Source organism: Pseudomonas graminis (assembly GCF_013201545.1).
Classification (GTDB): Bacteria; Pseudomonadota; Gammaproteobacteria; order Pseudomonadales; family Pseudomonadaceae; genus Aquipseudomonas.
Genome location: NZ_CP053746.1, coordinates 186,327 through 210,414, shown reverse-complemented (window position 1 = coordinate 210,414; position 24,088 = coordinate 186,327). Strand labels below are relative to the sequence as shown.

The 24,088-nt window shown below is 62.4% G+C and carries 21 protein-coding genes and 1 riboswitch; of the genes, 15 read left to right on the top strand and 6 right to left on the bottom strand.

Annotation, left to right across the window (positions count from 1 at the left end):
* Positions 1-64: 64 nt before the first annotated feature.
* Both FX982_RS01005 and FX982_RS01000 read right to left on the bottom strand, forming a co-directional pair.
* Complete coding sequence (locus tag FX982_RS01005; protein WP_172609305.1) at positions 65-1,051, bottom strand: 2-hydroxyacid dehydrogenase; 987 nt, start codon at positions 1,049-1,051, stop codon at positions 65-67.
* Between the two features lie 179 nt (positions 1,052-1,230).
* Entirely contained in the window at positions 1,231-3,984 is a 2,754-nt protein-coding gene (locus FX982_RS01000; protein ID WP_172612949.1) for a response regulator, read from the bottom strand.
* 456 nt (positions 3,985-4,440) lie between these two features.
* Here FX982_RS01000 and FX982_RS00995 point away from each other — a divergent pair, with 456 nt between their 5' ends.
* From FX982_RS00995 to FX982_RS00965, 7 genes are all read left to right on the top strand, one after another.
* Positions 4,441-5,187: a response regulator transcription factor gene (locus FX982_RS00995; RefSeq protein ID WP_172609304.1), complete on the top strand. Its 747-nt coding sequence runs from the start codon at positions 4,441-4,443 to the stop codon at positions 5,185-5,187.
* 8 nt (positions 5,188-5,195) lie between these two features.
* Positions 5,196-6,563 carry a sensor histidine kinase gene (locus tag FX982_RS00990; protein ID WP_172609303.1) on the top strand — a complete coding sequence of 456 codons (1,368 nt, stop codon included), beginning with the start codon at positions 5,196-5,198 and terminating at the stop codon, positions 6,561-6,563.
* 260 nt (positions 6,564-6,823) lie between these two features.
* Entirely contained in the window at positions 6,824-7,726 is a 903-nt protein-coding gene (gene cysM / locus FX982_RS00985) for a cysteine synthase CysM (RefSeq protein WP_172609302.1), read from the top strand.
* The gene (gene rlmD / locus FX982_RS00980) at positions 7,726-9,081 is read left to right on the top strand and encodes a 23S rRNA (uracil(1939)-C(5))-methyltransferase RlmD (RefSeq protein WP_172609301.1); all 1,356 of its coding nucleotides are present in this window, start codon (positions 7,726-7,728) and stop codon (positions 9,079-9,081) included. Before cysM ends, rlmD begins: the two co-directional genes overlap by 1 nt.
* Before the next feature lie 156 nt (positions 9,082-9,237).
* On the top strand, positions 9,238-11,481 hold the full coding sequence (gene relA / locus FX982_RS00975; RefSeq protein WP_172609300.1) for a GTP diphosphokinase: 2,244 nt from the start codon (positions 9,238-9,240) through the stop codon (positions 11,479-11,481).
* 105 nt (positions 11,482-11,586) lie between these two features.
* On the top strand, positions 11,587-12,420 hold the full coding sequence (gene mazG / locus FX982_RS00970) for a nucleoside triphosphate pyrophosphohydrolase (protein ID WP_172609299.1): 834 nt from the start codon (positions 11,587-11,589) through the stop codon (positions 12,418-12,420).
* A gap of 26 nt (positions 12,421-12,446) precedes the next feature.
* Entirely contained in the window at positions 12,447-12,989 is a 543-nt protein-coding gene (locus FX982_RS00965) for a DUF2058 domain-containing protein (protein ID WP_122535702.1), read from the top strand.
* A 207-nt stretch (positions 12,990-13,196) separates the two neighbouring features.
* Here FX982_RS00965 and FX982_RS00960 read toward each other — a convergent pair whose 3' ends face one another.
* From FX982_RS00960 to purM, 4 genes are all read right to left on the bottom strand, one after another.
* Positions 13,197-13,385, bottom strand: a complete 189-nt coding sequence (locus FX982_RS00960; protein WP_172609298.1) for a hypothetical protein — start codon at positions 13,383-13,385, stop codon at positions 13,197-13,199.
* A 280-nt stretch (positions 13,386-13,665) separates the two neighbouring features.
* Positions 13,666-14,382 (bottom strand): DUF3108 domain-containing protein, encoded by a 717-nt coding sequence (locus FX982_RS00955; RefSeq protein ID WP_122535700.1) that lies wholly within the window; start codon positions 14,380-14,382, stop codon positions 13,666-13,668.
* 8 nt (positions 14,383-14,390) lie between these two features.
* Entirely contained in the window at positions 14,391-15,041 is a 651-nt protein-coding gene (gene purN, locus FX982_RS00950; RefSeq protein WP_122535768.1) for a phosphoribosylglycinamide formyltransferase, read from the bottom strand.
* Between the two features lie 8 nt (positions 15,042-15,049).
* On the bottom strand, positions 15,050-16,108 hold the full coding sequence (gene purM, locus FX982_RS00945) for a phosphoribosylformylglycinamidine cyclo-ligase (RefSeq protein ID WP_122535699.1): 1,059 nt from the start codon (positions 16,106-16,108) through the stop codon (positions 15,050-15,052).
* Between the two features lie 333 nt (positions 16,109-16,441).
* Here purM and FX982_RS00940 point away from each other — a divergent pair, with 333 nt between their 5' ends.
* The 8 genes from FX982_RS00940 (at position 16,442) to FX982_RS00905 (ending at position 24,083) form a co-directional block, all read left to right on the top strand.
* Positions 16,442-17,503, top strand: a complete 1,062-nt coding sequence (locus FX982_RS00940; protein ID WP_172612948.1) for a DUF2066 domain-containing protein — start codon at positions 16,442-16,444, stop codon at positions 17,501-17,503.
* Positions 17,504-17,557: 54 nt separating this feature from the next.
* Positions 17,558-18,631, top strand: coding sequence for an AI-2E family transporter (locus FX982_RS00935; protein ID WP_172609297.1), 1,074 nt, complete (start codon positions 17,558-17,560; stop codon positions 18,629-18,631).
* Between the two features lie 216 nt (positions 18,632-18,847).
* A complete protein-coding gene (gene hda / locus FX982_RS00930) occupies positions 18,848-19,552 on the top strand; it encodes a DnaA regulatory inactivator Hda (protein ID WP_074890952.1) in 705 nt (234 codons plus the stop codon).
* Between the two features lie 8 nt (positions 19,553-19,560).
* Positions 19,561-20,334, top strand: a complete 774-nt coding sequence (locus FX982_RS00925) for an NAD-dependent deacylase (protein WP_172609296.1) — start codon at positions 19,561-19,563, stop codon at positions 20,332-20,334.
* Between the two features lie 66 nt (positions 20,335-20,400).
* On the top strand, positions 20,401-21,090 hold the full coding sequence (locus FX982_RS00920) for a C40 family peptidase (protein WP_254074867.1): 690 nt from the start codon (positions 20,401-20,403) through the stop codon (positions 21,088-21,090).
* An 87-nt stretch (positions 21,091-21,177) separates the two neighbouring features.
* Positions 21,178-21,714, top strand: coding sequence for a C40 family peptidase (locus tag FX982_RS00915; protein WP_172609295.1), 537 nt, complete (start codon positions 21,178-21,180; stop codon positions 21,712-21,714).
* A gap of 127 nt (positions 21,715-21,841) precedes the next feature.
* Positions 21,842-22,067, top strand: a riboswitch (cobalamin riboswitch).
* Between the two features lie 106 nt (positions 22,068-22,173).
* Positions 22,174-22,785 (top strand): cob(I)yrinic acid a,c-diamide adenosyltransferase, encoded by a 612-nt coding sequence (cobO, locus tag FX982_RS00910; RefSeq protein ID WP_122535693.1) that lies wholly within the window; start codon positions 22,174-22,176, stop codon positions 22,783-22,785.
* Positions 22,782-24,083, top strand: a complete 1,302-nt coding sequence (locus tag FX982_RS00905; RefSeq protein ID WP_172609294.1) for a cobyrinate a,c-diamide synthase — start codon at positions 22,782-22,784, stop codon at positions 24,081-24,083. Before cobO ends, FX982_RS00905 begins: the two co-directional genes overlap by 4 nt.
* The last annotated feature ends 5 nt before the right edge of the window (positions 24,084-24,088 follow it).

The window sequence follows — 24,088 nt, the reverse complement described above, 5'->3', positions numbered from 1 at the left end:
CATGCTAACACTTTAGGGAGCTGATTCTCGCTGCCGACCGGCCCGGGATCGGCGGAGAACGCGCTTACTGCACCAGATTCTGCGGGCTGCCCGCCGCCCAGCCGGTGATGTTATCCAGCGTAGTCTGCGCAATGGCGCCGAGGGCTTCTTTGGTCAGAAACGCCTGATGGGCGGTGATCACCACGTTGGGGAATGTCAGCAGTCGCGCCAGCACATCGTCCTGCAGCGGCAGGTCCGAGCGGTCCTCGAAAAACAGCTGCGCTTCCTCTTCATAAACGTCCAGCCCGAGGTAGCCCAACTGGCCGCTCTTGAGTGCGTCGATCAGCGCCGGCGTGTTCACCAACGCGCCGCGCCCGGTGTTGATCAGCATCGCGCCGTACTGCATGCGCGCCAGCGAATCCGGGTTGATCAGGTGCCGGGTATGCTCGTTGAGCGGGCAATGCAAGCTGATGATCTGCGCTTCGGCGAGCAGTTCGTCGAGGGGCAGATAGCGGGCGCCCAGCGCTTCGACTACCGGGTTAGGGTACGGATCGTAAGCCAGCAACTGGCAACCGAAACCCGCCATGATCCTCGCGAACGTTGCACCGATCTGCCCGGTGCCGACCACGCCGACGGTCTTGCCCACCAGATCGAAACCGGTCAGGCCGTGCAGGCTGAAATCGCCGTCGCGGGTGCGGTTGTAGGCGCGGTGCAGGTGGCGGTTCAGTGAAAGAATCAACGCCACCGCATGCTCGGCCACGGCATGGGGCGAGTAGGCCGGAACCCGCACGACGCTGAGGCCCAGGCGCTGGGCGACGGCGAGGTCGACGTGATTGAAACCGGCGGAGCGCAGCGCGATGAGCTTGGTGCCGCCTGCGGCCAGTTGCTCCAGCACCGGCGCGCTCAAGTCGTCGTTAATGAAGGCGCAGACCACTTCGTACTGTTCGGCCAGCGCAACGGTGTCCAGCGTCAAGCGCGCGGGCTGGAAATGCAGTTCGATGTCCGCCGCGACCTGCGCGCCAAGAAAGCTCTCGCGGTCGTAGGTCTGGCTGCTGTAGACAAGCGTGCGCATGGTTGCTCCTTTATTGATGGGCCTGCAATGTCGCGTCGAACGTAGGATTTAGGCACCCCGCATCCACTGTAGGAGTGAGCTTGCTCGCGAAGGCGTTCTGTCAGTGCCCTCTATTTGACCCGACCCACCCCCGAACCCTGCAGCCTATTCGTCACAGAACAAAAAACCAGTGACCCCGATCAAGCACTCACTCGTGCCTCGGTTTCCAGGCGGTTGATGGCCTTCTCCAATTCATCCAGTGCCTTGTCGCTGTCCGCCGATTCCTGCTTCAGCAGGGTCTCGCTGCGTTGACAGGCCGCGCGCAATTGCGGGACGCCGCAGTAACGGGTCGCGCCGTGAAGGCGGTGGACGCGTTCGATCAGTGCGACGTTGTCCCTGGCCTCGCGGGCAGTGAGGATGGCTTCGCGGTCGGTGGCGAGGGAGGCCAGCAGCATCGCCAGCATGTCCGCCGCCAGGTCGGCTTTCCCCGCCGCCAGCCGCAGCCCTTCCTCGTGATCGAGCACCTGCAAATTAATACCGCCCTGGGCGATTTCGACGTGTCGCTCCGGCGCCTGATTGCGCAGCGCCAGCCCGGTCCACTTCAGCACCACCTGCGCCAGCTGGCGTTCGCTGATCGGCTTGGTCAGGTAGTCGTCCATGCCGCTCTGCAACAGCGCGCGCTTTTCGTTGGCCATGGCGTGGGCGGTGAGGGCGACGATGGGCAGCGACGTGGCCTGACGCTCGCTTTCCCAGCTGCGAATTTCCTCGGTGGCCTGGCGTCCGTCCATGCCCGGCATCTGCACGTCCATCAGCACCAGATCGAAAGGTTCGTCCTGTACTGCTTGCACCGCGGCATAACCACTGTCGACGGCCTTGACCTTGGCGCCCATGTCTTCGAGCAAGGTCTGCACCAGCAACAGATTCGCCGGGTTGTCGTCCACGCAGAGAATGCGCGGCGGCCGGCTCGACAGCGGCTCCGGCACCTCGCTGCGCAACTGCTTGGGCTGGATCAGCTCCGACAGCGCGCGGCGCAATTTGCGCGTACACGCAGGTTTCGCCTGCAACTGGTTATAGGCGTCGGGCACGGAGAATTGATACAGCGCCTGTTCAGTGGTCGGGCACAGCACCAGCACTTTGCAGTTGAGGTTTTCCAGGTCCCAGATCTGCTGGCGCAGACGCTCGGGCGGCAGCTCGTGGGCGGTGACGCCGAGCACGGCCATGTCGATGGCATGGGGCGTCTGATGCACCACCGTCACGCCATTGATGAGGTTTTCCAGGTTGTTGAAGACCATCGGCTGCAGGCCGCAGTCTTCCAGTTGATGCTCAAGCGCCTGGCGCGACAGGTCGTGATGCTCCAGCACCGCCACGCGACGGCCCAGCAGCGGCGGGGCGGGCAGGTCTTCGAGGTCGTCGCGGGTTTTTGGCAGCGTCAGGCTGATCCAGAATTCCGACCCTTCCCCCGGCGTGCTCTCGACACCGATTTCGCCGCCCATCTGCTCGACCAGCCGCTTGGAAATCACCAGCCCCAGCCCGGTGCCGCCGGAGTGCCGCGACAGGGAGTTGTCCGCCTGGCTGAACGCTTGAAACAGCGCGCGCACGTCCTGACTGGACAGACCAATGCCGGTGTCCTGCACGCTGATGCGCAACTGCACCGTGGTGTCGTGTTCTTCCTCCAGCATCGCCCGCGCCACGATGGTGCCTTCGCGGGTGAACTTGATGGCATTGCTGACGAGGTTGGTGAGGATCTGCCGCAAGCGCAGCGGATCGCCGACCAGCGACAATGGCGTATCGCGATAGACCAGACTCACCAGTTCCAGTTGTTTGGCGTGGGCGGCAGGGGCGAGGATGGTCAGCGTGTCCTGCAACAGGTCGCGCAGGTTGAACGGGATCGCGTCGAGGACCAGCTTGCCGGCCTCGATCTTCGAGAAATCCAGAATCTCGTTGATGATACTCAACAGGTTGTCGGCGGATTTCTCGATGGTGCCCAGATAATCGTACTGGCGCGGCGTCAGCTCGCTTTTCTGCAACAAGTGGGTGAAACCCAGAATGCCGTTGAGCGGCGTACGGATTTCATGGCTCATGTTCGCCAGAAACTCGGACTTGATCCGGCTGGCTTCCAGAGCTTCCTTGCGCGCCAGGTCCAGCTCGATGTTCTGGATCTCGATGGTTTCCAGGTTCTGGCGCACGTCTTCTGTGGCCTGCTCGATGCTGTGCTGCAATTCTTCCTGAGCGTTCTGCAACGTCGCCGCCATGCGGTTGATGCCCGAACCCAGTTGATCGAGTTCGTAACTGCCCATGGGCGGCAGCCGCGCTTCGAGGTTGCCGTCCTTCAACTGCGCGACGACGTGCTTGATCTGGGTGATCGGGCCGTTGATGGTGCGGCTCATGCGCAATGCCAGCATCGCGGTCAGACCGAGACCGATAAGAATCAGGATCACGCTGGCGAACAGGCTGCGATAGCCGCGCAACAACGTTCCGTTATGTGAAAGCTCCAGCTCGACCCAGCCCAGGAGGTGGTCGGCTTCAGCGGGAACGACGTCGCCCGTCAAGTGGCGACTGCGCCCGAACACCGGCATCAGGTAGCGTGTGGCGTCGTTTTCCGACCGCTGCAGCATGTGCGTGCTGTTACCGATGGGGGCCTGGTTGATCATGCTCGGGCCGGCGTGGGCCAACATCCCCCGGTCGGCATCGAGGAACGACACCGCACGCACGTCGGCCTGTTCCAGCACTTGCCCGGCAATCCGTTCAAGCATGGCCTGATCACCGCTGGCCAGCGCGCCGGCCGACAGCGGTGCCAGCTCGTTGGCAATCATCTCGCCACGCTTGAGCAATTGGGTCTGCAACTCGGTTAGCTGCATCCAGGTGAAATACCCCCCCAGCAATGCCGCCATCAGGCAGGCGGGGAGCAGGGTCAGCAGCATGACGCGGCCTTTGATGCCCACTTTTTTCAGCACACTTCTTCTCCAGCAACCCGGCACGAATTCAGGCAAATGCAGCGCCCATGCAGCGCAATCACTGCGCAGTGTAGTCATTTGCGCCTCGTGCACACAGTGGGGCCGGCGCGTGCACGTCTGATGGAGCGGGACACTTCCCTTGTAGGACTGGCTTTAGCCGGGAAGGCGTCAAGTGTTACGCCGCAAAATTGATGGTGCCCATACTGGCCTCTTCCCGGCTAAAGCCGGTCCTACAGGACCGCGGCGTGTGCACATGATGGGACTGGACGCTTCCCTAGTAGGACCGGCTTTAGCCGGGAAGGCGGCAGTCATCACACCGCAGATTTGATGGTGTCCAACTGGCCTATTCCCGGCTGAAGCCGGTCCTACTAAAGATCACCGCTCCGGCAGGCCAGCATTGCCCCGCCGCACGCAATCTTGAATAATCCCCTTCTTGAGAATCAGTCGCAGACGCCAATGACTCCCGCCAGCCTCCATCGCCCCCATATACTCGCCATCGAGGACGATGTTGTGCTCGGCGCTTTTGTCCACGATCAGCTTGATCGCTGCGGGTTTCAGGTGACCTGGTGCCAGAACGGTGCCGAAGGGCTGGCCTGTGCGCAACGCGAACCCTTCGATGTGGTGCTGATGGACATCCTGCTCCCTGGCATGAACGGCCTCGACATCCTCACCCATCTGCGTCGTCGCCATACCGTGCCGATCATCCTCATGTCCGCCCTGGGTGCCGAGGCCGACCGCATCACCGGCTTCCAGAACGGCGCCGACGATTACCTGCCCAAACCGTTCAGCGTCGACGAACTTCGCGTGCGCATCGAGGCGATTCTGCGCAGGGTCGACCTGGAACGACGCTTCCACGGCCTGACTGCCAACGAGCCCGATGCCGGCGTGGAGAAACCTGAAGCAGACGGCCTGGCCTTCGACCACGGACGCTGCGATGTCTTCTTCGTCGGCACCCCGGCGCAATTGACCGGCAGCGAATACCGCCTGCTGGAAACCTTGTGGCGCAACCAGGAAGACGTCCTCAGCAAAGCCTTCCTTTATCAGCACGTCCTGCAGCGCGGCTATTCCCAGCACGACCGCAGCCTGGACATGCACATCAGCCAGATTCGCCGCAAGCTCAAGGCCGTTGGCTATCAGGCGCGGCAGCTGCGCACGGTCTGGGGCAAAGGCTACGTGCTGACGGCAGCGGTGCTGGATGCCTGAGGTGTTGAATGGTTGAGCCGCGCAAAAAACTGCCCGGTCGGCATTCGCTGTTCTGGAAACTGGCCGTTCTGCTGGTCGGCTTCTGCCTGTTGATGATCTGGCTCAGTTGGTATTGGGGCCGCTACATCGAGACCCGCAACGCCTATCTGAACGCTGAAGCCCATCAGGTGCTCAACGGCTATGCGGCGCAGGCCGAACAGGCATGGAATACAGGCGGCCAGCGCGGCATCGACCAATGGCTAAAGCAGGTCCGTCTGCAGGAAACGGGCTGGGTCGGGGTCATCGGCAGCGACTTGCAATCCCTCGGCAGCACGCCGCTGACCCGCGAGCAGTCGCAACGGCTGACCTTCATGCGCGGCATCGACTGGCCCATGAGCACGCGGCAGAAGACCGTGCCTTGGCTGAAGATCGCGTTTCCGGGCAACCCGGACGCCGGCAGTCTGGTGATCGAACTGCCCGAGCGCTTCAAGCCGGGCCGTTACGCGTGGATCGGGCAAATCCTGACCAATGGGCTGATTCCGGCGTTGTTCACCTTGCTGCTGTGCGTCGGGCTGTATCGCCTGCTGATTCGCCCGCTCAACCAACTGCGCGAACAGGCCAACGCGTGGCGCGCCGATCGGCTGAGCAGCAGGCTGTCGCCGCAAATGACCGAGCGCCGCGACGAGCTGGGCGAGCTGAACCGCGCGTTCGATCACATGGCCGCGCGCCTGCATTCGACGGTGCAGGTTCAGCAGCAGTTATTGCGTGACCTTTCCCACGAACTGCGCACGCCACTGAGTCGCCTGCGGGTGGCCTGCGACAGCGAGCAGACCCTGCCCGAATTGCGCGAGCGCCTGAGCCGGGAAGTGGATGGCATGCGCCGTTTGGTGGACGACACCCTGCAACTGGCCTGGCTTGACACCGAGCGCGAAAAACTTCCCGGCGAGGATATTCAGGTGGTGGCGCTGTGGGAGATGCTGGTGGATGACGCCTGTTTCGAAACCTGCTGGCCGTCCCGTCAGTTGCGCTGCGATCTGGACGGCGAATGCTGGGTCAGTGGCCATCTCAATACACTGGCCCAGGCGCTGGAAAACATTCTGCGTAACGCCATCCGCCACTCGCCGCCCGAGGGCATCGTGCGCCTTGACGGTCGCAGGGAAGGGGACGACTGGCTGTTGTGGCTGGAAGATCAGGGCGGCGGGATCGACGGGGGCGATCTCGAGCGTATTTTTGCGCCGTTCATCCGCCTGGATGGCGCCCGCCCCGGCGACGGCGGTTTTGGCCTGGGCCTGAGCATCGCGCGCAACTCGCTGCGCCTGCAAGGTGGCGACTTGTGGGCGGAAAATACGGGGCAGGGCCTGAGGATGATCATGCGCTTGCCGGCCCGGCAGGCCTGATGTCGCTGTTGGATCAGCAGCTCAACCCGAACTGTAGGAGTGAGCTTGCTCGCGATGCGTGGTGTCTGTGACGTAAAGGTTGCCGGTGATAATGCAATCGCGAGCAAGCTCACTCCTACAGGGTTCAGTGCCCGGCCTATCTAATCCCAGGGACATGCCTTATTCCATTCAGCGATAACCCCCTCACTTTGCGTGATATGGCCCGGCAGCGATTGCCGGTATGATGGGCGACCCCCGCACGTCTGGATCGCGAAAACGCCATGACCCTGCAGTATCAAACCATCGCCGATTGCGTCGGCAACACCCCGCTGGTGCGTCTGCAACGCATGGCCGGGAACACCAGCAACACGTTGCTGCTCAAGCTCGAAGGCAATAACCCGGCCGGTTCCGTGAAGGACCGTCCGGCGCTGTCGATGATTACCCGTGCCGAAGCGCGCGGGCAGATCCACCCCGGCGACACCCTGATCGAAGCCACCTCCGGCAACACCGGCATCGCCCTGGCGATGGCTGCGGCGATCAAGGGCTATCGCATGATCCTGATCATGCCCGACAACTCCAGCGCCGAGCGCAAGGCGGCGATGACCGCTTATGGCGCCGAGCTGATTCTGGTCAGCAAGGAAGAGGGCATGGAAGGCGCCCGTGATCTGGCCGAGCGCATGCAGGCTGAAGGCCACGGCAAAGTGCTCGACCAGTTCGCCAACGGCGACAATCCCCAGGCGCATTACGTCGGCACCGGCCCGGAAATCTGGCGGCAGACCGGCGGCACCATCACCCATTTCGTCAGTTCCATGGGCACCACCGGCACCATCATGGGCACCTCGCGTTTCCTCAAGGAACAGAACCCGAACATTCAGATCGTCGGCCTCCAGCCCATGGACGGCGCGTCGATTCCCGGTATCCGCCGCTGGCCGACAGAGTACCTGCCGAGCATTTATCAGGCCGACCGTGTCGACCGGATCATGGACATGGGCCAGGCCGAAGCCGAGGACGTCATGCGTCGACTGGCGCGGGAAGAAGGCATTTTCTGTGGCGTGTCGTCGGGCGGCTCGGTGGCCGGGATGCTGCGGTTGTCCCGGGAAGTCGAAAACGCGGTGATGGTCGCGATCATTTGTGACCGCGGCGACCGTTACCTGTCGACCGGCGTCTACGATGCGCCCAACTGATGGCCAAGCGTGATGCAGGCCTGCGTTTCCAGCCCAGCGGCGGCACCCGGACCACGCAGGTTCCTGCCGGTAAAAAACAACGCCTGAACATCGAGCGGCTGGCCAACGACGGTCGCGGCATCGGTTTCGTTGAAGGCCGCACCTGGTTTGTCATGGGCAGTCTGGCTGGCGAAGAGGTCGAGGCCCGCGTGCTCAATGCCCACGGCAAAGTCGTCGAAGCCCGCACTGAGCGGGTGTTCCAGGCCAGCCCGATACGGCGCCCGGCAGCGTGCCCGCATTTCGGCCGTTGCGGCGGTTGCAGCACCCAGCACATGCCCCACGCCGAACAGCTCGCCCTGAAACAGAGCATGCTCGCCGAGCAATTGAGCCGCATCGCCGGGGTCGAGCCGGAGGAATGGGCCGCGCCGCTGACCGGCGATGAATACGCCTACCGCCGCCGCGCCCGTGTCGCCGTTCGCTGGGACGTCCGCGCCAAACGGCTGGACGTCGGCTTCCGCGCCGCGGCGAGTCAGGACATCATCCCCATCGAACAATGCCCGGTGCTGGTACAGGCCTTGCAACCGATCATGACAGCGCTGGCGCCCATGCTTCGCGGCCTGAGCAAACCCCAGGCGCTGGGGCATGTCGAGCTCTTTAGCGGCTCGGCCAATGCCGTGCTGCTGCGGCACACCGCGCCGCTGCCTGAAAACGATCTGGCAATCCTCAAGGCGTTTTGCGAAACCCATGACGCGCAGCTGTGGTTGCACGGCGAAGGCGAGCCACAACCGGTCGACCCGGCCGCGCACCTTGGCTACCGTCTGGAGCCGTGGAATCTGTCCCTGGCCTATCGCCCCGGCGACTTCGTGCAGGTCAATGCTCAGGTCAACACCGCGATGATCGAACAGGCCCTGGACTGGCTCGCGCCGGACAAGGACGAACGAGTGCTGGACTTGTTCTGCGGTCTCGGTAACTTCGCTCTACCGCTGGCGCAAATGTCGCGCGACGTGGTGGCCGTGGAGGGCGTCGACGCCATGGTTCACCGGGCGACGGCCAACGCCGCCGGCAACGGTTTAAGCAACGTGAAGTTTTATCAGGCCGATCTGTCGCAGCCACTGGACAAGGCGGCCTGGGTGGCGGAAGGTTTCGCCGCAGTGCTGCTCGATCCGCCCCGTGACGGGGCGTTCGAAGCAGTGGGCAAGCTCAAGTCGTTGGGCGCTCAGCGCGTCCTTTATGTGTCGTGCAATCCGGCTACGCTGGCGCGCGACACGGTTGAATTGATCAAACAGGGCTACCGTTTAAAACGTGCCGGAATCCTCGATATGTTCCCGCAGACAGCGCATGTCGAGGCGATGGCGTTATTTGAAGCGAGCAAGTGAGGCAGCGGCTCAGGAAAAGCCCATGCCTTACACGGAGTCTCGTTTAATCCGACTGGCCCGCGCGTACGCGACCTTGCATGGCCCGCAAGGCGCACGCGCTCAAGAAGGCCGGCGACTGAAGGCGCATTTCATCGCGCCGTAGGGAAGGTAAGCAACATGGTACAGGTGAGACCCCACCAGCCGATCAACACAGACGGCAGTATCAACCTCGACGCGTGGCTGGATCACGTGGTCAGCGTCGACCTCGCAGTGGACCGACAGGCCCTCAAAGAGGCCTGTGAATTTGCCCGGCACGCCGAGCAACAGGACAACGCCGCCAAGAACCTCTGGGCGGAGGGCACGTCGAGTTTTCAGACGGGCCTGGAAATCGCTGAAATCCTGGCCGACCTCAAGCTCGATCAGGACTCCCTCGTTGCCGCCGTGATTTATCGCGGCGTGCGCGAAGGCAAGATCTCGCTGCCCGACGTGAACCAGCGCTTTGGCCCCACCGTCGCCAAACTTATCGACGGCGTGCTGCGCATGGCGGCGATCAGCGCCAGTCTCAGTCCGCGTCAGTCCCTGGTGCTCGGCACTCAGGCCCAGGTCGAAAACCTGCGCAAGATGCTGGTGGCCATGGTCGACGACGTGCGCGTCGCGTTGATCAAGCTGGCCGAGCGTACGTGCGCCATCCGGGCGGTGAAGAACACCGACGATGAAAAGCGCAACCGCGTCGCCCGGGAAGTCTTCGACATCTACGCGCCGCTGGCCCACAGACTGGGCATCGGTCACATCAAATGGGAGCTGGAGGACCTGTCCTTCCGTTACCTGGAGCCCGAGCAGTACAAGCAGATCGCCAAGCTGCTGCACGAACGCCGCCTTGATCGCGAGCGCTTCATTACCGACGTGATGTCACAGCTTGAGAACGAGCTGCTGGCCACTGGCGTGACGGCCGACATCAGCGGCCGGGCCAAGCACATTTATTCGATCTGGCGAAAGATGCAGCGCAAAGGCCTGGAATTCAGCCAGATCTACGACGTTCGCGCCGTTCGTGTGCTGGTGCCGGAGATGCGCGATTGCTACACCGCCCTCGGCATTGTCCACACTTTGTGGCGGCACATTCCCAAGGAATTCGACGACTACATCGCGAATCCGAAGGAAAACGGCTATCGCTCGCTGCACACGGCAGTGATCGGTCCGGAGGGCAAGGTGCTGGAAGTGCAGATCCGCACCCACGCCATGCACGAAGAGGCCGAGCTGGGCGTCTGCGCCCACTGGAAATACAAAGGCACCGACGTCAAATCCGGCTCCAATCATTACGAAGAGAAAATCTCCTGGCTGCGTCAGGTGCTCGAGTGGCATGAAGAGCTGGGCGACATCGGCGGGCTGGCGGAACAGCTGCGCGTCGACATCGAACCCGACCGCGTTTACGTGTTTACCCCGGACGGCCACGCGATCGACCTGCCCAAGGGGGCGACGCCGCTGGACTTCGCCTACCGCGTGCACACCGAGATCGGCCACAACTGCCGTGGCGCGAAGATCAACGGGCGCATCGTGCCGCTCAACTACAGCCTGCAGACCGGCGAGCAGGTCGAGATCATCACCAGCAAGCACGGCACGCCGAGCCGCGACTGGCTGAACTCGAACCTCGGTTACATCACCACGTCTCGGGCGCGGGCGAAGATCGTGCACTGGTACAAGCTGCAGGCGCGCGACCAGAACGTCGCCGCCGGCAAGGTGTTGCTGGAGCGCGAGCTGGCGCGTCTGGCGCTGCCGCAAGTGGACTTCGACAAGCTGGCCGAGAAGGCCAACATGAAGATGCCCGAAGACATGTTCGCGGCCCTCGGTGCCGGCGACCTGCGCATTGCGCAGCTGGTGAATCTGGCCCAGCAACTGGTCGAGCCGGAACGCGGCAACGAGCAGTTGGAGCTGATTCCGCGCAAGGCCACTGGTTACAAGCCGGGCAAGCGCGGCGACATCCAGATCCAGGGCGTCGGCAACCTGATGACGCAGATGGCCGGCTGCTGCCAGCCGCTGCCGGGCGATGCCATCGTCGGTTACATCACCCAAGGCCGCGGCGTGAGCATTCACCGTCAGGACTGCGCCTCGGTGCTGCAACTGGGCGGGCGCGAACCCGAGCGCATCATTCAGGTCAGCTGGGGCCCGGTGCCGGTGCTCACCTATCCGGTGGACATCATCATCCGCGCCTACGACCGCTCGGGGCTGCTGCGTGACGTCTCGCAGATTCTGCTCAACGAGCGCATCAACGTCCTGGCGGTCAACACCCGCTCGAACAAGGAAGACAACACCGCGCTGATGTCGCTGACCATCGAGATCCCGGGCCTGGACGCGCTGGGCCGGCTGCTGGGGCGCATCTCGCAACTGCCGAACATCATCGAAACGCGGCGTAACAGAACGCCGTGAGGCGTAGCTGCAAGCTACAAGCGGCAAGCCACAAGCTGCAAGCTGTACGCGCACGGCTTGAAGCTTGTGGCTTGCCGCTTGAAGCTGTGACCAAAGGGACCCCTCATGTATAGCCTCCAAGACCTCCTCAACCTCATGGCCCGCTTGCGCGATCCGCAATTCGGTTGCCCGTGGGACGTGAAGCAGAATTACGCGAGCATCGTCCCGCACACCCTCGAAGAAGCCTACGAAGTGGCCGACGCCATCGAACGCGGTGACTTTGATGACCTGCGCGGCGAGCTCGGCGATTTGCTGTTTCAGGTGGTGTATTACTGCCAGCTGGCGCGGGAAGAAGGGCGCTTCGAGTTTGACGGTGTGGTCGACGGCATCACCCGCAAACTGATTCGCCGCCATCCCCACGTGTTCCCGACCGGCGATCTGTACGCGCCGCTTGAAACGCCGCGCCTCAGCGAAGAGCAGGTCAAGCAGCGCTGGGATCAGATCAAGGCCGAGGAGCGCGCGGAAAAGGCCAGCGCCCCTGAGCAGCTTTCCCTGCTCGATGATGTGCCGGCCGTATTGCCTGCGCTGTCGCGGGCGGCGAAGTTGCAGAAGCGGGCCTCCCGGGTCGGTTTCGACTGGCCTGATGCGTTGCCGGTGGTCGACAACGTGCGCGAGGAACTCGACGAAGTCCTCGAGGCCATGGCCGACAACGACAGCGCTGCCATCACCGAAGAGGTCGGCGATCTGCTGTTTGCCGCGGTCAATCTGGCCCGGCACCTTAAGGTTGACCCGGAAAATGCCCTGCGCGCCGCCAATGCCAAATTCGAGCGGCGTTTCAGATTTATCGAACAGACCTTGCGCGACACCCGGCGCCCCATCGAAGATTGCAGCCTCGAAGAGATGGATGCGCTCTGGGGCGAAGCCAAGCGTCAGGAAAAGATCACGCCCAACTGCGGTTGAGTTGACTATTTAGAGAGAGAAGACAGATGGCGGGTATTTCCCTTCGTGACCAGTTGCTGAAAGCCGGACTGGTCAATGAGAAGCAAGCCAAGCAGGCCAGCAAGAGCAAGCAGAAGGAGCAGCGCCTGGTGCACAAGGGCCAGGCAGTGGCGGATGACACCAGCCAGCGCGCGGCCCAGGAAGCGATGGCCGAGAAGGCCAAACGAGACCAGGAGTTGAACCGTCAGCAGCAGGAAAAAATCGAGCAGAAAGCCCGTGCCGCCCAGGTCAAGCAACTGATCGAAGCCACGCGCCTGCCGAAGCTGACCACCGAGGACTACTACAACTTCGTCGACGACAAGAAGGTCAAGCGCCTGTCGGTCAACCCTCTGATGCGCAGCAAGCTGAGCAGCGGCGCGCTGGCCATCGTGCACCACGGCGGTACTTACGAGGTGATCCCCCGGGAAGCGGCCCTCAAGGTGCAAGAGCGCGATCCGCGCCGCATTGTCATGCTCAGCGCCCCCACCGAAGAGCCGGATGGCGATGATCCTTATGCCGCGTACAAGATCCCTGATGATCTGATGTGGTGATTCTTTGCTGTGGGAGCGAGCTTGCTCGCGAAGGGGCATGAGCTAAATCTTCAGAGGGTGCAGTACCGCTTTCGTGAGCAAGCTCACTCCCACCTAGTTCGCAATGTCTGTATGAAAGGGTTGCGCTGGGGGCATCGTGAAAGGCGGACCTCTGGTAAACGACAAAACCCGCCGAGAGGCGGGTTTTGTTTTGCTGCGATTCCGAAATTACGAATGACTGGCCTGAAGCTTCGCTTCTTGCTCGGCTAGTTCTGCTGCGTAACGCTGTGCGTCCGATTCGTAATGAAACATCCCTACCAGCTGGTCTTGTTGGCGTACATCCCAGATCTGGATGCCATCGGCGATGGTCTCGTGGGAGATATGGGCGTCGTCGCGTTCAGTAACAGTTACGGTCATAGTGCAAACTCCTGACTCTTGGATATCTGCGGCAGGACGTCGCAGGCCTTCTTTATAGTTTTTGGTAGCCAGCTAAGTAAATGTGCTCATCCGGCAACAGTTATTTACCGAATCCGTAACAGTGCGCTAAATGCTTGTATTCGAAGGGAGTGTGGCGTTTTGTCACACCCGGTTGAGGGCCATGAAGAATCTTTCATGTAGGCCCATGTGTCTCTCGGCGCCAAGAAAAAACCCGCCATGGAGGCGGGTTTTTTCGTAGTGCGCTCCTCGGTAGCGTGTATTAACTGCCTTTAACCGACTTACCGTTCACCGTGCCGTCCTGCAGCATGATGTTGTATTCCTTGCCGTCGGTTTCAACCTGTTGCAGGCGAACCAGCAGGTAGTCGTAGTCCTTGGCGAACCACATCACGGTGATGCGTTTGTTCTGCGTTGGATCACGCACGCGTTCGACCTTGATGGCGTCGACCGAACCGACTTTGGTCTCGACCTTTTCAGTGCCCAGGACGCGGAAGTCATAGGTGTCGATCTCGTCACCATCGACCACCTGATACGACATGCTCTTTTTGCCCGCCGCCACGTCATGCTGCAGCGCGAGCTGGTAGGTGGACTTGTCGAGAACGCCGGCATTCAGCGGGATTTTCACCGCGTCGCCACGGTCCGAGCCGGTGATGAATTTGGTGGGCCAGTCGAATACCAGATCGACCGTCTTGCTCTTGCCCAGGCCGCCACGTTCGAAGTGGTAGGTCTGCGGCAGCAACTGATCCTTGTCGACCTTGATCGTGCTGACTTCGGTCAGGCTGGCGATCATCATCGATGCCTTGAAGTTCAGGGTCCAGGTGCCGTTGGCGTTCTTTTCGAGGCTGCGGCTGGCGCTGCCGCCGCTCATGGGGAGTTGTTTCCAGTCAGCGGTGTAGCTGGCGGAGAAAGGTTGAAGGTCGGCCGCGTTGACTGCGGGAAGTGCGAACAGAGCGAAAGCGAAGAGCAAAGCGCGACGCATAATATCTCCTAATGTCGGATCAAGTGGCCGCTGGGCCCTAGGCCCTGGCCGTCCAGTGAGGCGCCGTGTTCGTCGAGGGTCAAGCGTCCTTCGGCGAACCAGCGAATGGCCAGGGGATATATCAGGTGTTCCTGGGCGTGAACCCTCTGTGCCAGCGTGGCGGGCGTGTCGTGCAACTCTACAGAAACAACTGCCTGTACGACCAGAGGCCCCCCATCGAGTTCCTCGGTGACAAAGTGCACGCTGCAGCCATGCTCGGCATCGCCGGCGTCGAGCGCCCGTTGATGGGTGTGCAAGCCTTTATACAGCGGAAGCAGGGAAGGGTGAATGTTCAGCAGGCGGCCATGGTAATGGCGCACGAACCCGGGCGTGAGGATGCGCATGAACCCGGCGAGCACGACCAGCGACGGCTGAAATGAATCGATGGCTTCGATCAGCGCCGCATCGAAGGCCTCGCGACCTTCGTAGCCGGTGTGATCGAGCACGCGAGTGTCGATCCCGGCGCGGGCGGCCCGCTCGAGCCCGAAGGCATCGGCGCGGTTGGAAATCACCGCACGGATGCGCGCAGGGCTCGCGCTGTCCTGAAAGCTGTCGATCATCGCCTGCAGGTTACCGCCGGTGCCGGACAGCAGCACCACCACGTCACAGGGTTGGGGCATGTCAGGCATTAATGAGCCTTGACGTTCTTCAGCTCGACTTGTGCAGCGCCTTCGGCAGCGGTGCCGATCTGGCCGATGACCCACGGCTGCTCGCCGGCTTCACGCAGGGCGTTCAGCGAGACTTCAACGTGTTCCTGGGCAACACAGATGACCATGCCAACGCCGCAGTTCAGCACGCGGTGCATTTCGTGCTCATCCACGTTGCCATTTTCCTGCAGCCAGTCAAACACCGCCGGGCGGGTCCAGCTCGCCACGTCGACGATGGCCTGTGCGCCTTCAGGCAGCACGCGCGGAATGTTATCCAGCAAGCCGCCGCCGGTGATATGGGCCATGGCTTTTACCGCGCCGGTGTCTTTGATCAGCTTGAGCAGTTGCTTGACGTAAATGCGGGTCGGCGCCATCAGCAGTTCGGTCAGGGGCTTGCCGTCGAGCTGGATGGTGTCGATGTCGGCACCCGACACTTCGATGATCTTGCGGATCAGCGAGTAACCGTTGGAGTGCGGACCGGAAGAGGGGAGCGCGATCAGTGCGTCGCCTGCAGCAACCTTGGAGCCGTCGATGATCTCGGCTTTTTCCACGACGCCGACGCAGAAACCGGCCAGGTCGTAGTCTTCGCCTTCGTACATGCCGGGCATTTCAGCGGTTTCGCCGCCGACCAGGGAGCAGCCGGCCAGCTCGCAGCCCGCGCCGATGCCGGTGACCACTTGGGCGGCGGTGTCGACGTTCAGCTTGCCGGTGGCGTAGTAGTCGAGGAAGAACAGCGGCTCAGCACCGCAGACCACCAGATCGTTGACGCACATGGCCACCAGGTCGATGCCGATGGTGTCGTGTTTGTTGAGATTCAGTGCCAGACGCAGCTTGGTGCCGACGCCGTCGGTGCCGCTGACCAGCACAGGCTGCTTGTAGCCGGCCGGGATTTCGCACAGAGCGCCGAAGCCCCCGAGGCCGCCCATCACTTCCGGGCGCTTGGTGCGCTTGGCGACGCTCTTGATGCGTTCGACCAGCGCTTCACCGGCGTCGATGTCTACACCGGCGTCTTTGTAGCTCAGGGAGGGTTGCTTGCTCATGATCCAGGCCTTTAAGGGGGGGATTCGGGGTAACGACCGAGTGGCAACGACGCGGGGCCTTGTCATCGCCGGTCTGCGAAGGCGCGCGATTTTATCAGGGTTGGGCGCAAGCGGCCATCCTTGGGCCGACGGGCAGGACGACCGTGAAGAAAAAATAACCGGGTTTATCCTGCCGCACCCGTTCGTCGCCGCAAGGATCCGGTGTAACGTTGGCGCCTGAGTGAGCGATTCGGCTGCACCTGCGGTCTGAGTCGGTTCATTCAAGTTTATGCAGCTATTTATAGCGTTGCCTTTTTTACCCAGCGGGAATCCTTCATGCGTCCACCTTCATTCATGCGCCTAAAAAACTGCCTGTTCGTGGGTTGCCTCTCATTGATGAGTCTGCCGGCGCTCGCCGAGACGGTGAACACGCTTTATCAGGTGCGCGAGCCCGTCAGCGGCCAGACCCCGGACGAGAAAACCCGTGCCACCCAGGCCGCGCTGGAAACCCTGGTCATCCGCCTGACCGGCGACCCCAAGGCGGTGCAGAACGGCGGCCTTGCCGAGGTGCGCAAGGACCCTCAGCAAATTATCAGCCAGTACGGTTATGACGCCGGCCCACCCGAGACCCTGCAGGTCGACTTCGACCCGGCGAGCACCGAACGTGCGATGCGTCAGGCCGGGCTGTCGTTGTGGGGCTCCAACCGCCCGGTGATCATGGCCTGGTGGCTGAACGACGCGACTGACGGTGCCAATCTGGTCGGTGACGGCCAAGCCTCTGCCGAACCTCTGCGCCGCGCCGCCCAGCATCGCGGTCTGCCGTTGCGTCTGCCGCTGGCCGATCTGGGTGAACAAGGCATCGGCAACGCCAAGACCCTCGACGGCAACGACGTCGGCCCGCTCAAAGAGGCTTCCGAGCGTTACGGCTCTGACGCGATTCTGGCGGTACACGCGCAGGAAAACGGCGGCCAGTGGCAGGGCAAATGGCACCTGTGGCTGGGCGACAAGATGGAGCAGGGCAGCGCCAGCGGCGCGAGTTCGGCTGACCTGGCCGACGCGGTGCTGTTGGCGGTGAGCCAGCGTCTGGCGCCGCGTTTCGTGGTCAAGCCGGGTGCGTCGACCGGCATGGTGCTGGATGTGCAGGGCATGAATCTTGAACGCTATGCGCAGCTGTTGCGCCTGCTCGAACCGTTCGGTGGCCGCCTGAAATCAGCCGACGGTGATCGCGTCGCTTTCGACGTCAGCGGCAGCCCCGATCAGTTGCGGTCCCAACTGTCGCTGGCGAAGTTGCAGGAAGTGCCGGCCAGTGAACTCGCCAGCGCGCCGGTCACCGCCGCGCCCGTTGCTGCGGACGGCACGCCGGCAGCACCGCAGCCGCCTGCTGTTTCCGACAGCGCATTGCACTTCCGTTGGTGAACAGGTTCATAACGACGTTGCGCAAAGCACATCATCTTGGGGAAAGAGGCAGTAATGACTGATACGCGTCGTTGGTTCTGGCTGGGCGGGGTTGTCCTGGTCTGTTTGTTCGTCTGGCTGCTGCATTCGATTCTGACGCCGTTCCTCGTGGCTTTGCTGCTGGCGTACATGGGCGATCCGCTGGCAGACCGGCTGGAAAAGCTGAAAATGTCCCGCACCATGAGTGTGGTGACGGTGTTCCTGTTGTTCACCCTGATTTTCATGGGACTGCTGTTGGTGCTGGTGCCGATGCTGGCCAAGCAGCTTTATCGCCTGTACGAACTGGCGCCGCAGATTCTCGACTGGCTGCAGCACACCGCCATGCCGTGGACGCAGGCCAAGCTGGGCCTGGCCGACGGGTTCTGGAAGTTCGACAAGGTCAAGGCAGCGATCTCGGAGCACATGGGTCAGACTGGCGACATCGTCGGCATCGTCCTGTCCCAGGCCACCACCTCGACCCTGGCGCTGATCGGCTGGCTGACCAATCTGGTGCTGATCCCGGTGGTCTGCTTCTACCTGCTGCGTGACTACGACGTGATGACCGCCAAGGTCCGCAGCCTGTTGCCGCGTCACCGCGAGAAGAAGATCGTCGCCCTGGCGGACGAGTGCCATGAGGTCTTGGGCGCGTTCATTCGTGGTCAGTTGCTGGTGATGGTCGCGCTGGGCGTGATCTACGCCGCCGGGCTGATGCTGGTCGGGCTGGAGCTGGGGCTGTTGATCGGTGTCATCGCCGGCCTGGCGGCCATCGTGCCGTACATGGGTTTCGTGATCGGCATCGGCTCGGCGATTCTGGCGGGTTTCTTCCAGTTCGGCGGCGACCTGTACCCGATGCTGGGCATCGTCGCAGTGTTCATGGTCGGTCAGGCGCTGGAAGGCATGGTGCTGACGCCATTGCTGGTAGGCGACCGCATTGGCCTGCACCCGGTCGCGGTGATCTTCGCGATTCTGGCGGGCGGCGAGCTGTTCGGCTTCACCGGCATCCTTCTGGCGCTGCCGGTGGCGGCGGTGATCATGGTGTTGGTGCGCCACGTTCATGACCTGTACAAGGATTCGGATATCTACGGCGGTCTGGACGACCCGGATCTCTGATTCCCGCGAATCAGGATGCGTACCGGCGCGCGGTGCTCACCGCGCGCCTCCTTTCTCGGCGGGTTTTGCCCGTATTCCCCAGTGATACCAGTGACCTACGCAAGCCTTTGATTTTGCTGGCGGTCTGCCGCATTGTGCGGCCAGCCCTGCGGGTATAGACTTTGCGCACTTTTCACAGAGGCCATTTGGCGGTTCGTCTCGAACCGTTCAGCCAGCATGAAACCAGTTCAGCTGCCCCTGAGTGTGCGTCTGCGTGATGACGCCACCTTCATCAATTACTATCCAGGCGCCAATGCCGCTGCACTCGGCTATGTCGAGCGGCTGTGCGAAGCCGAGGCTGGCTGGACAGAAAGTCTGATTTATCTGTGGGGCAAGAACGGGGTAGGGCGCACGCATCTGCTGCAGGCCGCCTGCCTGCGTTTCGAACAGATGGGCGAGCCGGCGGTTTACCTGCCGATGGCCGAGTTGCTCGATCAAGGCATCGGCCTGTTCGATCATCTGGAGCAGTACGAACTGGTGTGCCTCGATGACTTGCAGGCGGTGGTCGGCAAGCCTGAATGGGAAGAGGCATTGTTCCACCTGTTCAACCGCCTGCGCGACAGTGGCCGACGCTTGCTCATCGCCGCTTCATGCTCGCCTCGGGAGCTGCCGGTCAAGCTGGCGGACCTGAAATCACGGCTGACCATGGCGCTAGTGTTCCAGATGCGCCTGTTGTCCGACGAAGAAAAACTCCGCGCCCTGCAATTGCGCGCGTCCCGCCGGGGGCTGCACCTGACCGATGAGGTGGGGCATTTCATCCTTACCCGCGGCAAGCGCAGCATGAGCGCGCTGTTCGACCTGCTTGAACAGCTCGATCAAGCCTCTCTCCAGGCCCAGCGCAAGCTGACCATTCCTTTCCTCAAAGAAACCCTCGGTTGGTAAGCGCGTCCGTGATCGATCCGGCCCTGGTGCTGCAAACCGCAGCGGCCTTGCGCCACGCCACCCGTATTCTGATCATCACCGGCGCCGGCCTCTCGGCTGATTCGGGTCTGCCAACCTATCGCGGTGTCGGTGGACTGTATAACGGCGAGACCGACGACGGCCTGCCCATCGAAATGGCCTTGTCCGGCCCGATGCTGCGTCGTGATCCCGCGCTGTGCTGGAAGTACATCGCACAATTGGGCAGCGCTTGCCTGGGCGGGCGTCCCAATGCGGCGCACTACGCCATCGCTGAATTGCAGCGACGCAAGCCGGAATGCTGGGTGTTGACGCAAAACGTCGACGGCTACCATCGCGCCGCAGGCAGTCCACCGGAAAGGCTGATCGAGATTCACGGCCAGTTGGCGCCGCTCTACTGTCAATCTTGTGGCGCCGAGGATCCGCAGTTGAGCGAACATCTCAACCGGTCATTGCCACCGCTGTGTCCCCGCTGTACTGACGTTCTGCGGCCATCGGTGGTGTTGTTTGGGGAGATGTTGCCAGAGTTGGCACTGAACGTGCTTGAGAGGGAGATGGCAAAAGGCTTTGACGCTGTGCTCAGCATCGGAACCACCGCCAGCTTCCCGTACATTCATGAGCCAATGCTGCGCGCTCGGGTGATGGGAGGCTTTACTGCCGAGATAAACCCCTCGCCAACCGATCATTCCGCGCACATGGATGCGTTTCTGAGGTGTAGAGCCTTAGAAGTGATGGACGACATCGTAAGTCACATTTGTTTCGATTGAATTTGCAAATGGGTACGATAGAGGGCATAGTCTCGGCTTCTTTACACTTCAGCCACGGTCGTGCACATGCTAAACCGCTTCGCACCCCTCGTGCCTCTCGCACTCGTAACGCTGTTGTTCGGCTGCGCGGCCCAGATGCCGACGTCGCAACAACAGTCGCAAAGCCCCCAGTTCCGGGACTCTGCCACTGCTCAATCCGCTACCAAGCGCGTCGACTACGCCTCTTCCGTACTGGATGACGAAGTCGCCACCGAAGACGAGCTCGCTCAGTTTGCCGACAACAAGCCGTACCGCTTGCCCGTTCTGGCTGACAGCATCCTCGAACGCGGCAAATCCTTGATAGGCACTCGCTATCGCTTTGGCGGCACGTCGACCACCTCCGGTTTCGACTGCAGCGGTTTCATCGGTTACCTTTTCCGTGAAGAGGCGGGCATGAGCCTGCCGCGGTCTTCCCGCGAAATGATCAATATCGATGCCCCCCTCATCAAGCGCAATGACCTCAAGCCGGGCGATCTGCTGTTCTTCAGCACCGCCGGTCGCGGTCGTGTCAGCCATGCGGGCATCTACCTGGGTGATGACCAGTTCATCCACTCCAGCAGCCGCCGCAGCGGTGGCGTCCGCGTCGACAGCCTCGACGATGCCTACTGGGCCAAGACCTTCATCGAAGCCAAACGGGCACTGGCCATGGCACCCTCATCGGTACCTGAAACCACCACCGCGATGACTTCGACTACCATCAAGCGCCAACACCGTTAATTCCGGGCGCGCAAAGGGTTCGACCCTCTTGCGCGCAACCCCGGCTCTCGGCAAAGTAAGCTGCACCCCGCACAGGTTGTCGTGTTTATGTCGTTAACGGTTCGCCTGATGGTTGCCTCTCTGGCTGTGCTGCTGGCCGCGTGTTCCAGCACGCCACCGCCCGCTCCGCGCAAGGTCGTCTACCGGCCTGTGGTTTCCGCTCCTCCCCAGTTTTCTTCACCGCTCGCCGACGATGTCCTGTTGCGCGCGATCGGCCTCGTTGGCACGCCTTATCGCTGGGGCGGCAACACGCCTGATTCGGGTTTCGATTGCAGTGGCCTGATCGGCTACGTCTACCACGATGCGGCAGGGATCACCTTGCCGCGGTCGACGCGGGATATGATCACCCTGCGCGGTCCAGACATCGATCGCAGTCAGCTGCAGACCGGTGATCTGGTGTTCTTCGCCACCAGCGGCGGTTCGAATGTCAGCCACGCCGGCATCTACGTTGGAGAAGGAAGGTTCGTCCACGCGCCGGCCACCGGCGGCACGGTCAAACTCGACAGCCTCGACAAGCCCTATTGGCAAAAAGCCTGGCTGAACGCCAAACGCGTTATCCAGCCATCGAACCTCGCCAGGCAATAGTCGCTTCTGAGGCAATGTGTTCATGGGCTGTTGCTGCATGAACACCTGTGCATTTCAGGGCGAAATCCCGTAAACCCGTGGGCGCTCTGCCCACGGTTCGATTGACGCTCCCCAGTCAACCCTCTAACCTTCGCGCCATGTTTCAGGTGCCCGGGACTTCGTTGGTCCACAGGGTGAAACAGGGAAGCCGGTGCGATTGCTCGTGCGATCAATTCCGGCGCTGCCTCCGCAACGGTAAATGAGTCTGGGCCACGCACGATGCCACTGTGTTCGCTGAACATGGGAAGGCGCATGGCCTGCCACGCTCGTGGCAACTCATGAGTCCGGAGACCGGCCTGATCCATCGAACAGCATCACGGAGGGCGATGCTCTGCTGCAGGCCGGCCTTGTCCGGTGCCTGCTGACAGTCTTTGCCCGTGCCCTCCGTCTGCCACACCTGCCCTCAAGCGGAGAGCTGAGATGAGCGAATCCCCTGAACGTGACGAACGCCACCTGGCGCGCATGCTGCGCAAAAAGGCGGTGATGGACGAGCGCATTTCCAGCGCGCCGAATGAATGCGGATTGCTGTTGGTGCTGACCGGCAACGGCAAAGGCAAGAGCAGTTCGGCGTTCGGCATGCTCGCCCGCGCCATGGGCCACGGCATGCAGTGCGGCGTCGTTCAGTTCATCAAAGGCCGCCACAGCACCGGCGAAGAGCTGTTCTTCCGCCGCTTCCCTGAACAAGTGCGTTACCACGTGATGGGCGAGGGCTTCACCTGGGAAACCCAGGACCGCCAGCGTGACATCGCCGCCGCCGAAGCCGCCTGGGCCGTGACCCGGGAGATGCTCAAGGACGCCTCCATCGGTATGGTCGTGCTCGATGAGCTGAACATCGCCCTCAAGCACGGATACCTGGACCTGGAGCAGGTGCTGAGCGATCTACAGGCGCGCCCGCCGATGCAGCACGTGATCGTCACCGGTCGCGGGGCGAAGCAGGAATTGATCGACCTGTCCGACACCGTGTCCGAAATCGGCGTGGTCAAGCATGCCTTTCAAGCCGGCATCAAGGCCCAGAAAGGCATCGAACTGTGAGTGAGCGTCAACCCCGGCACTGCCCGGCAGTGCTGATCGCAGCGCCGGCCTCCGGCCAGGGCAAAACCACCGTCACTGCCGCACTGGCCCGTTTGCACCGTAATCAGGGGCGCAAGGTGCGCGTGTTCAAATGTGGGCCGGACTTTCTCGACCCGATGATTCTTGAACGCGCCAGCGGCCATCCGGTGTACCAACTGGACATGTGGATGATCGGCGAGGACGAAAGTCGGCGCCTGTTATGGGAAGCCGCTGCCGATGCCGACCTGATCCTCATCGAAGGCGTCATGGGCCTGTTCGACGGCACGCCCTCCAGCGCCGACCTGGCGCGGCGTTTCGGCGTGCCGGTGCTGGGCGTGATTGACGGCACCGCCATGGCCCAGACCTTCGGCGCACTGGCGCTGGGTCTGGCGCGCTATCAGCCGGATCTGCCGTTCGCCGGCGTGCTGGCCAATCGCGTCGGTACGGTGCGCCATGCGCAGTTGCTGGAAGGCAGTCTGACCGAAGGCCTGCGCTGGTACGGCGCGCTGTCGCGGGAGACCGGCATTGAGCTGCCGAGCAGGCACCTCGGGCTGGTTCAGGCGAGCGAACTGAACGACCTGGACATGCGCCTCGACGCTGCCGCCACCGCGCTGGGCAGCACCTGCGACGCCACCTTGCCGCCGGCCGTGACTTTTACTGCACCCGAGTTCGTGCCGGCTGAACCGCTGTTGGCCGGCGTGAAAATTGCCATCGCCCACGACGAGGCGTTCGCGTTTTTCTACGGCGCCAGCCTGGACCTGCTTCGGGAGATGGGCGCAGAACTGTCCTTCTTCTCGCCGATCCGCGACCGCCAATTACCCAACGCCGACAGCCTGTATCTGCCCGGTGGCTACCCGGAATTGCATCACACCGCGCTGGCGCAAAACCACAGCATGCTCGCCGCGATTCGCGCGCACCACGCCGCCGGCAAACCCTTGCTCGCCGAATGCGGCGGCATGTTGTACCTGCTCGATGCCCTGACCGATGTCGACGGCCAGCGCGCCGAAGGGGTGGGCTTGCTCAAGGGTGAAGCCGTGATGCAAAAGCGTCTGGCAGCCCTGGCCCTGCAATCGGTCGAATTGCCGGAAGGCACCCTGCGTGGTCACACCTATCACCACTCCCTGACCAGCACCGAACTGACCCCTATCGCCCGCGGCCTCAGCCCCAATGGCGGGCGCGGCGCCGAGGCGGTGTACCGCGAAGGGCGCATGACCGCGTCGTACGTGCACTTTTACTTCCCCTCGAATCCCCAGGCGATGGCGGCGCTGTTTTTGCCATGAGCCCG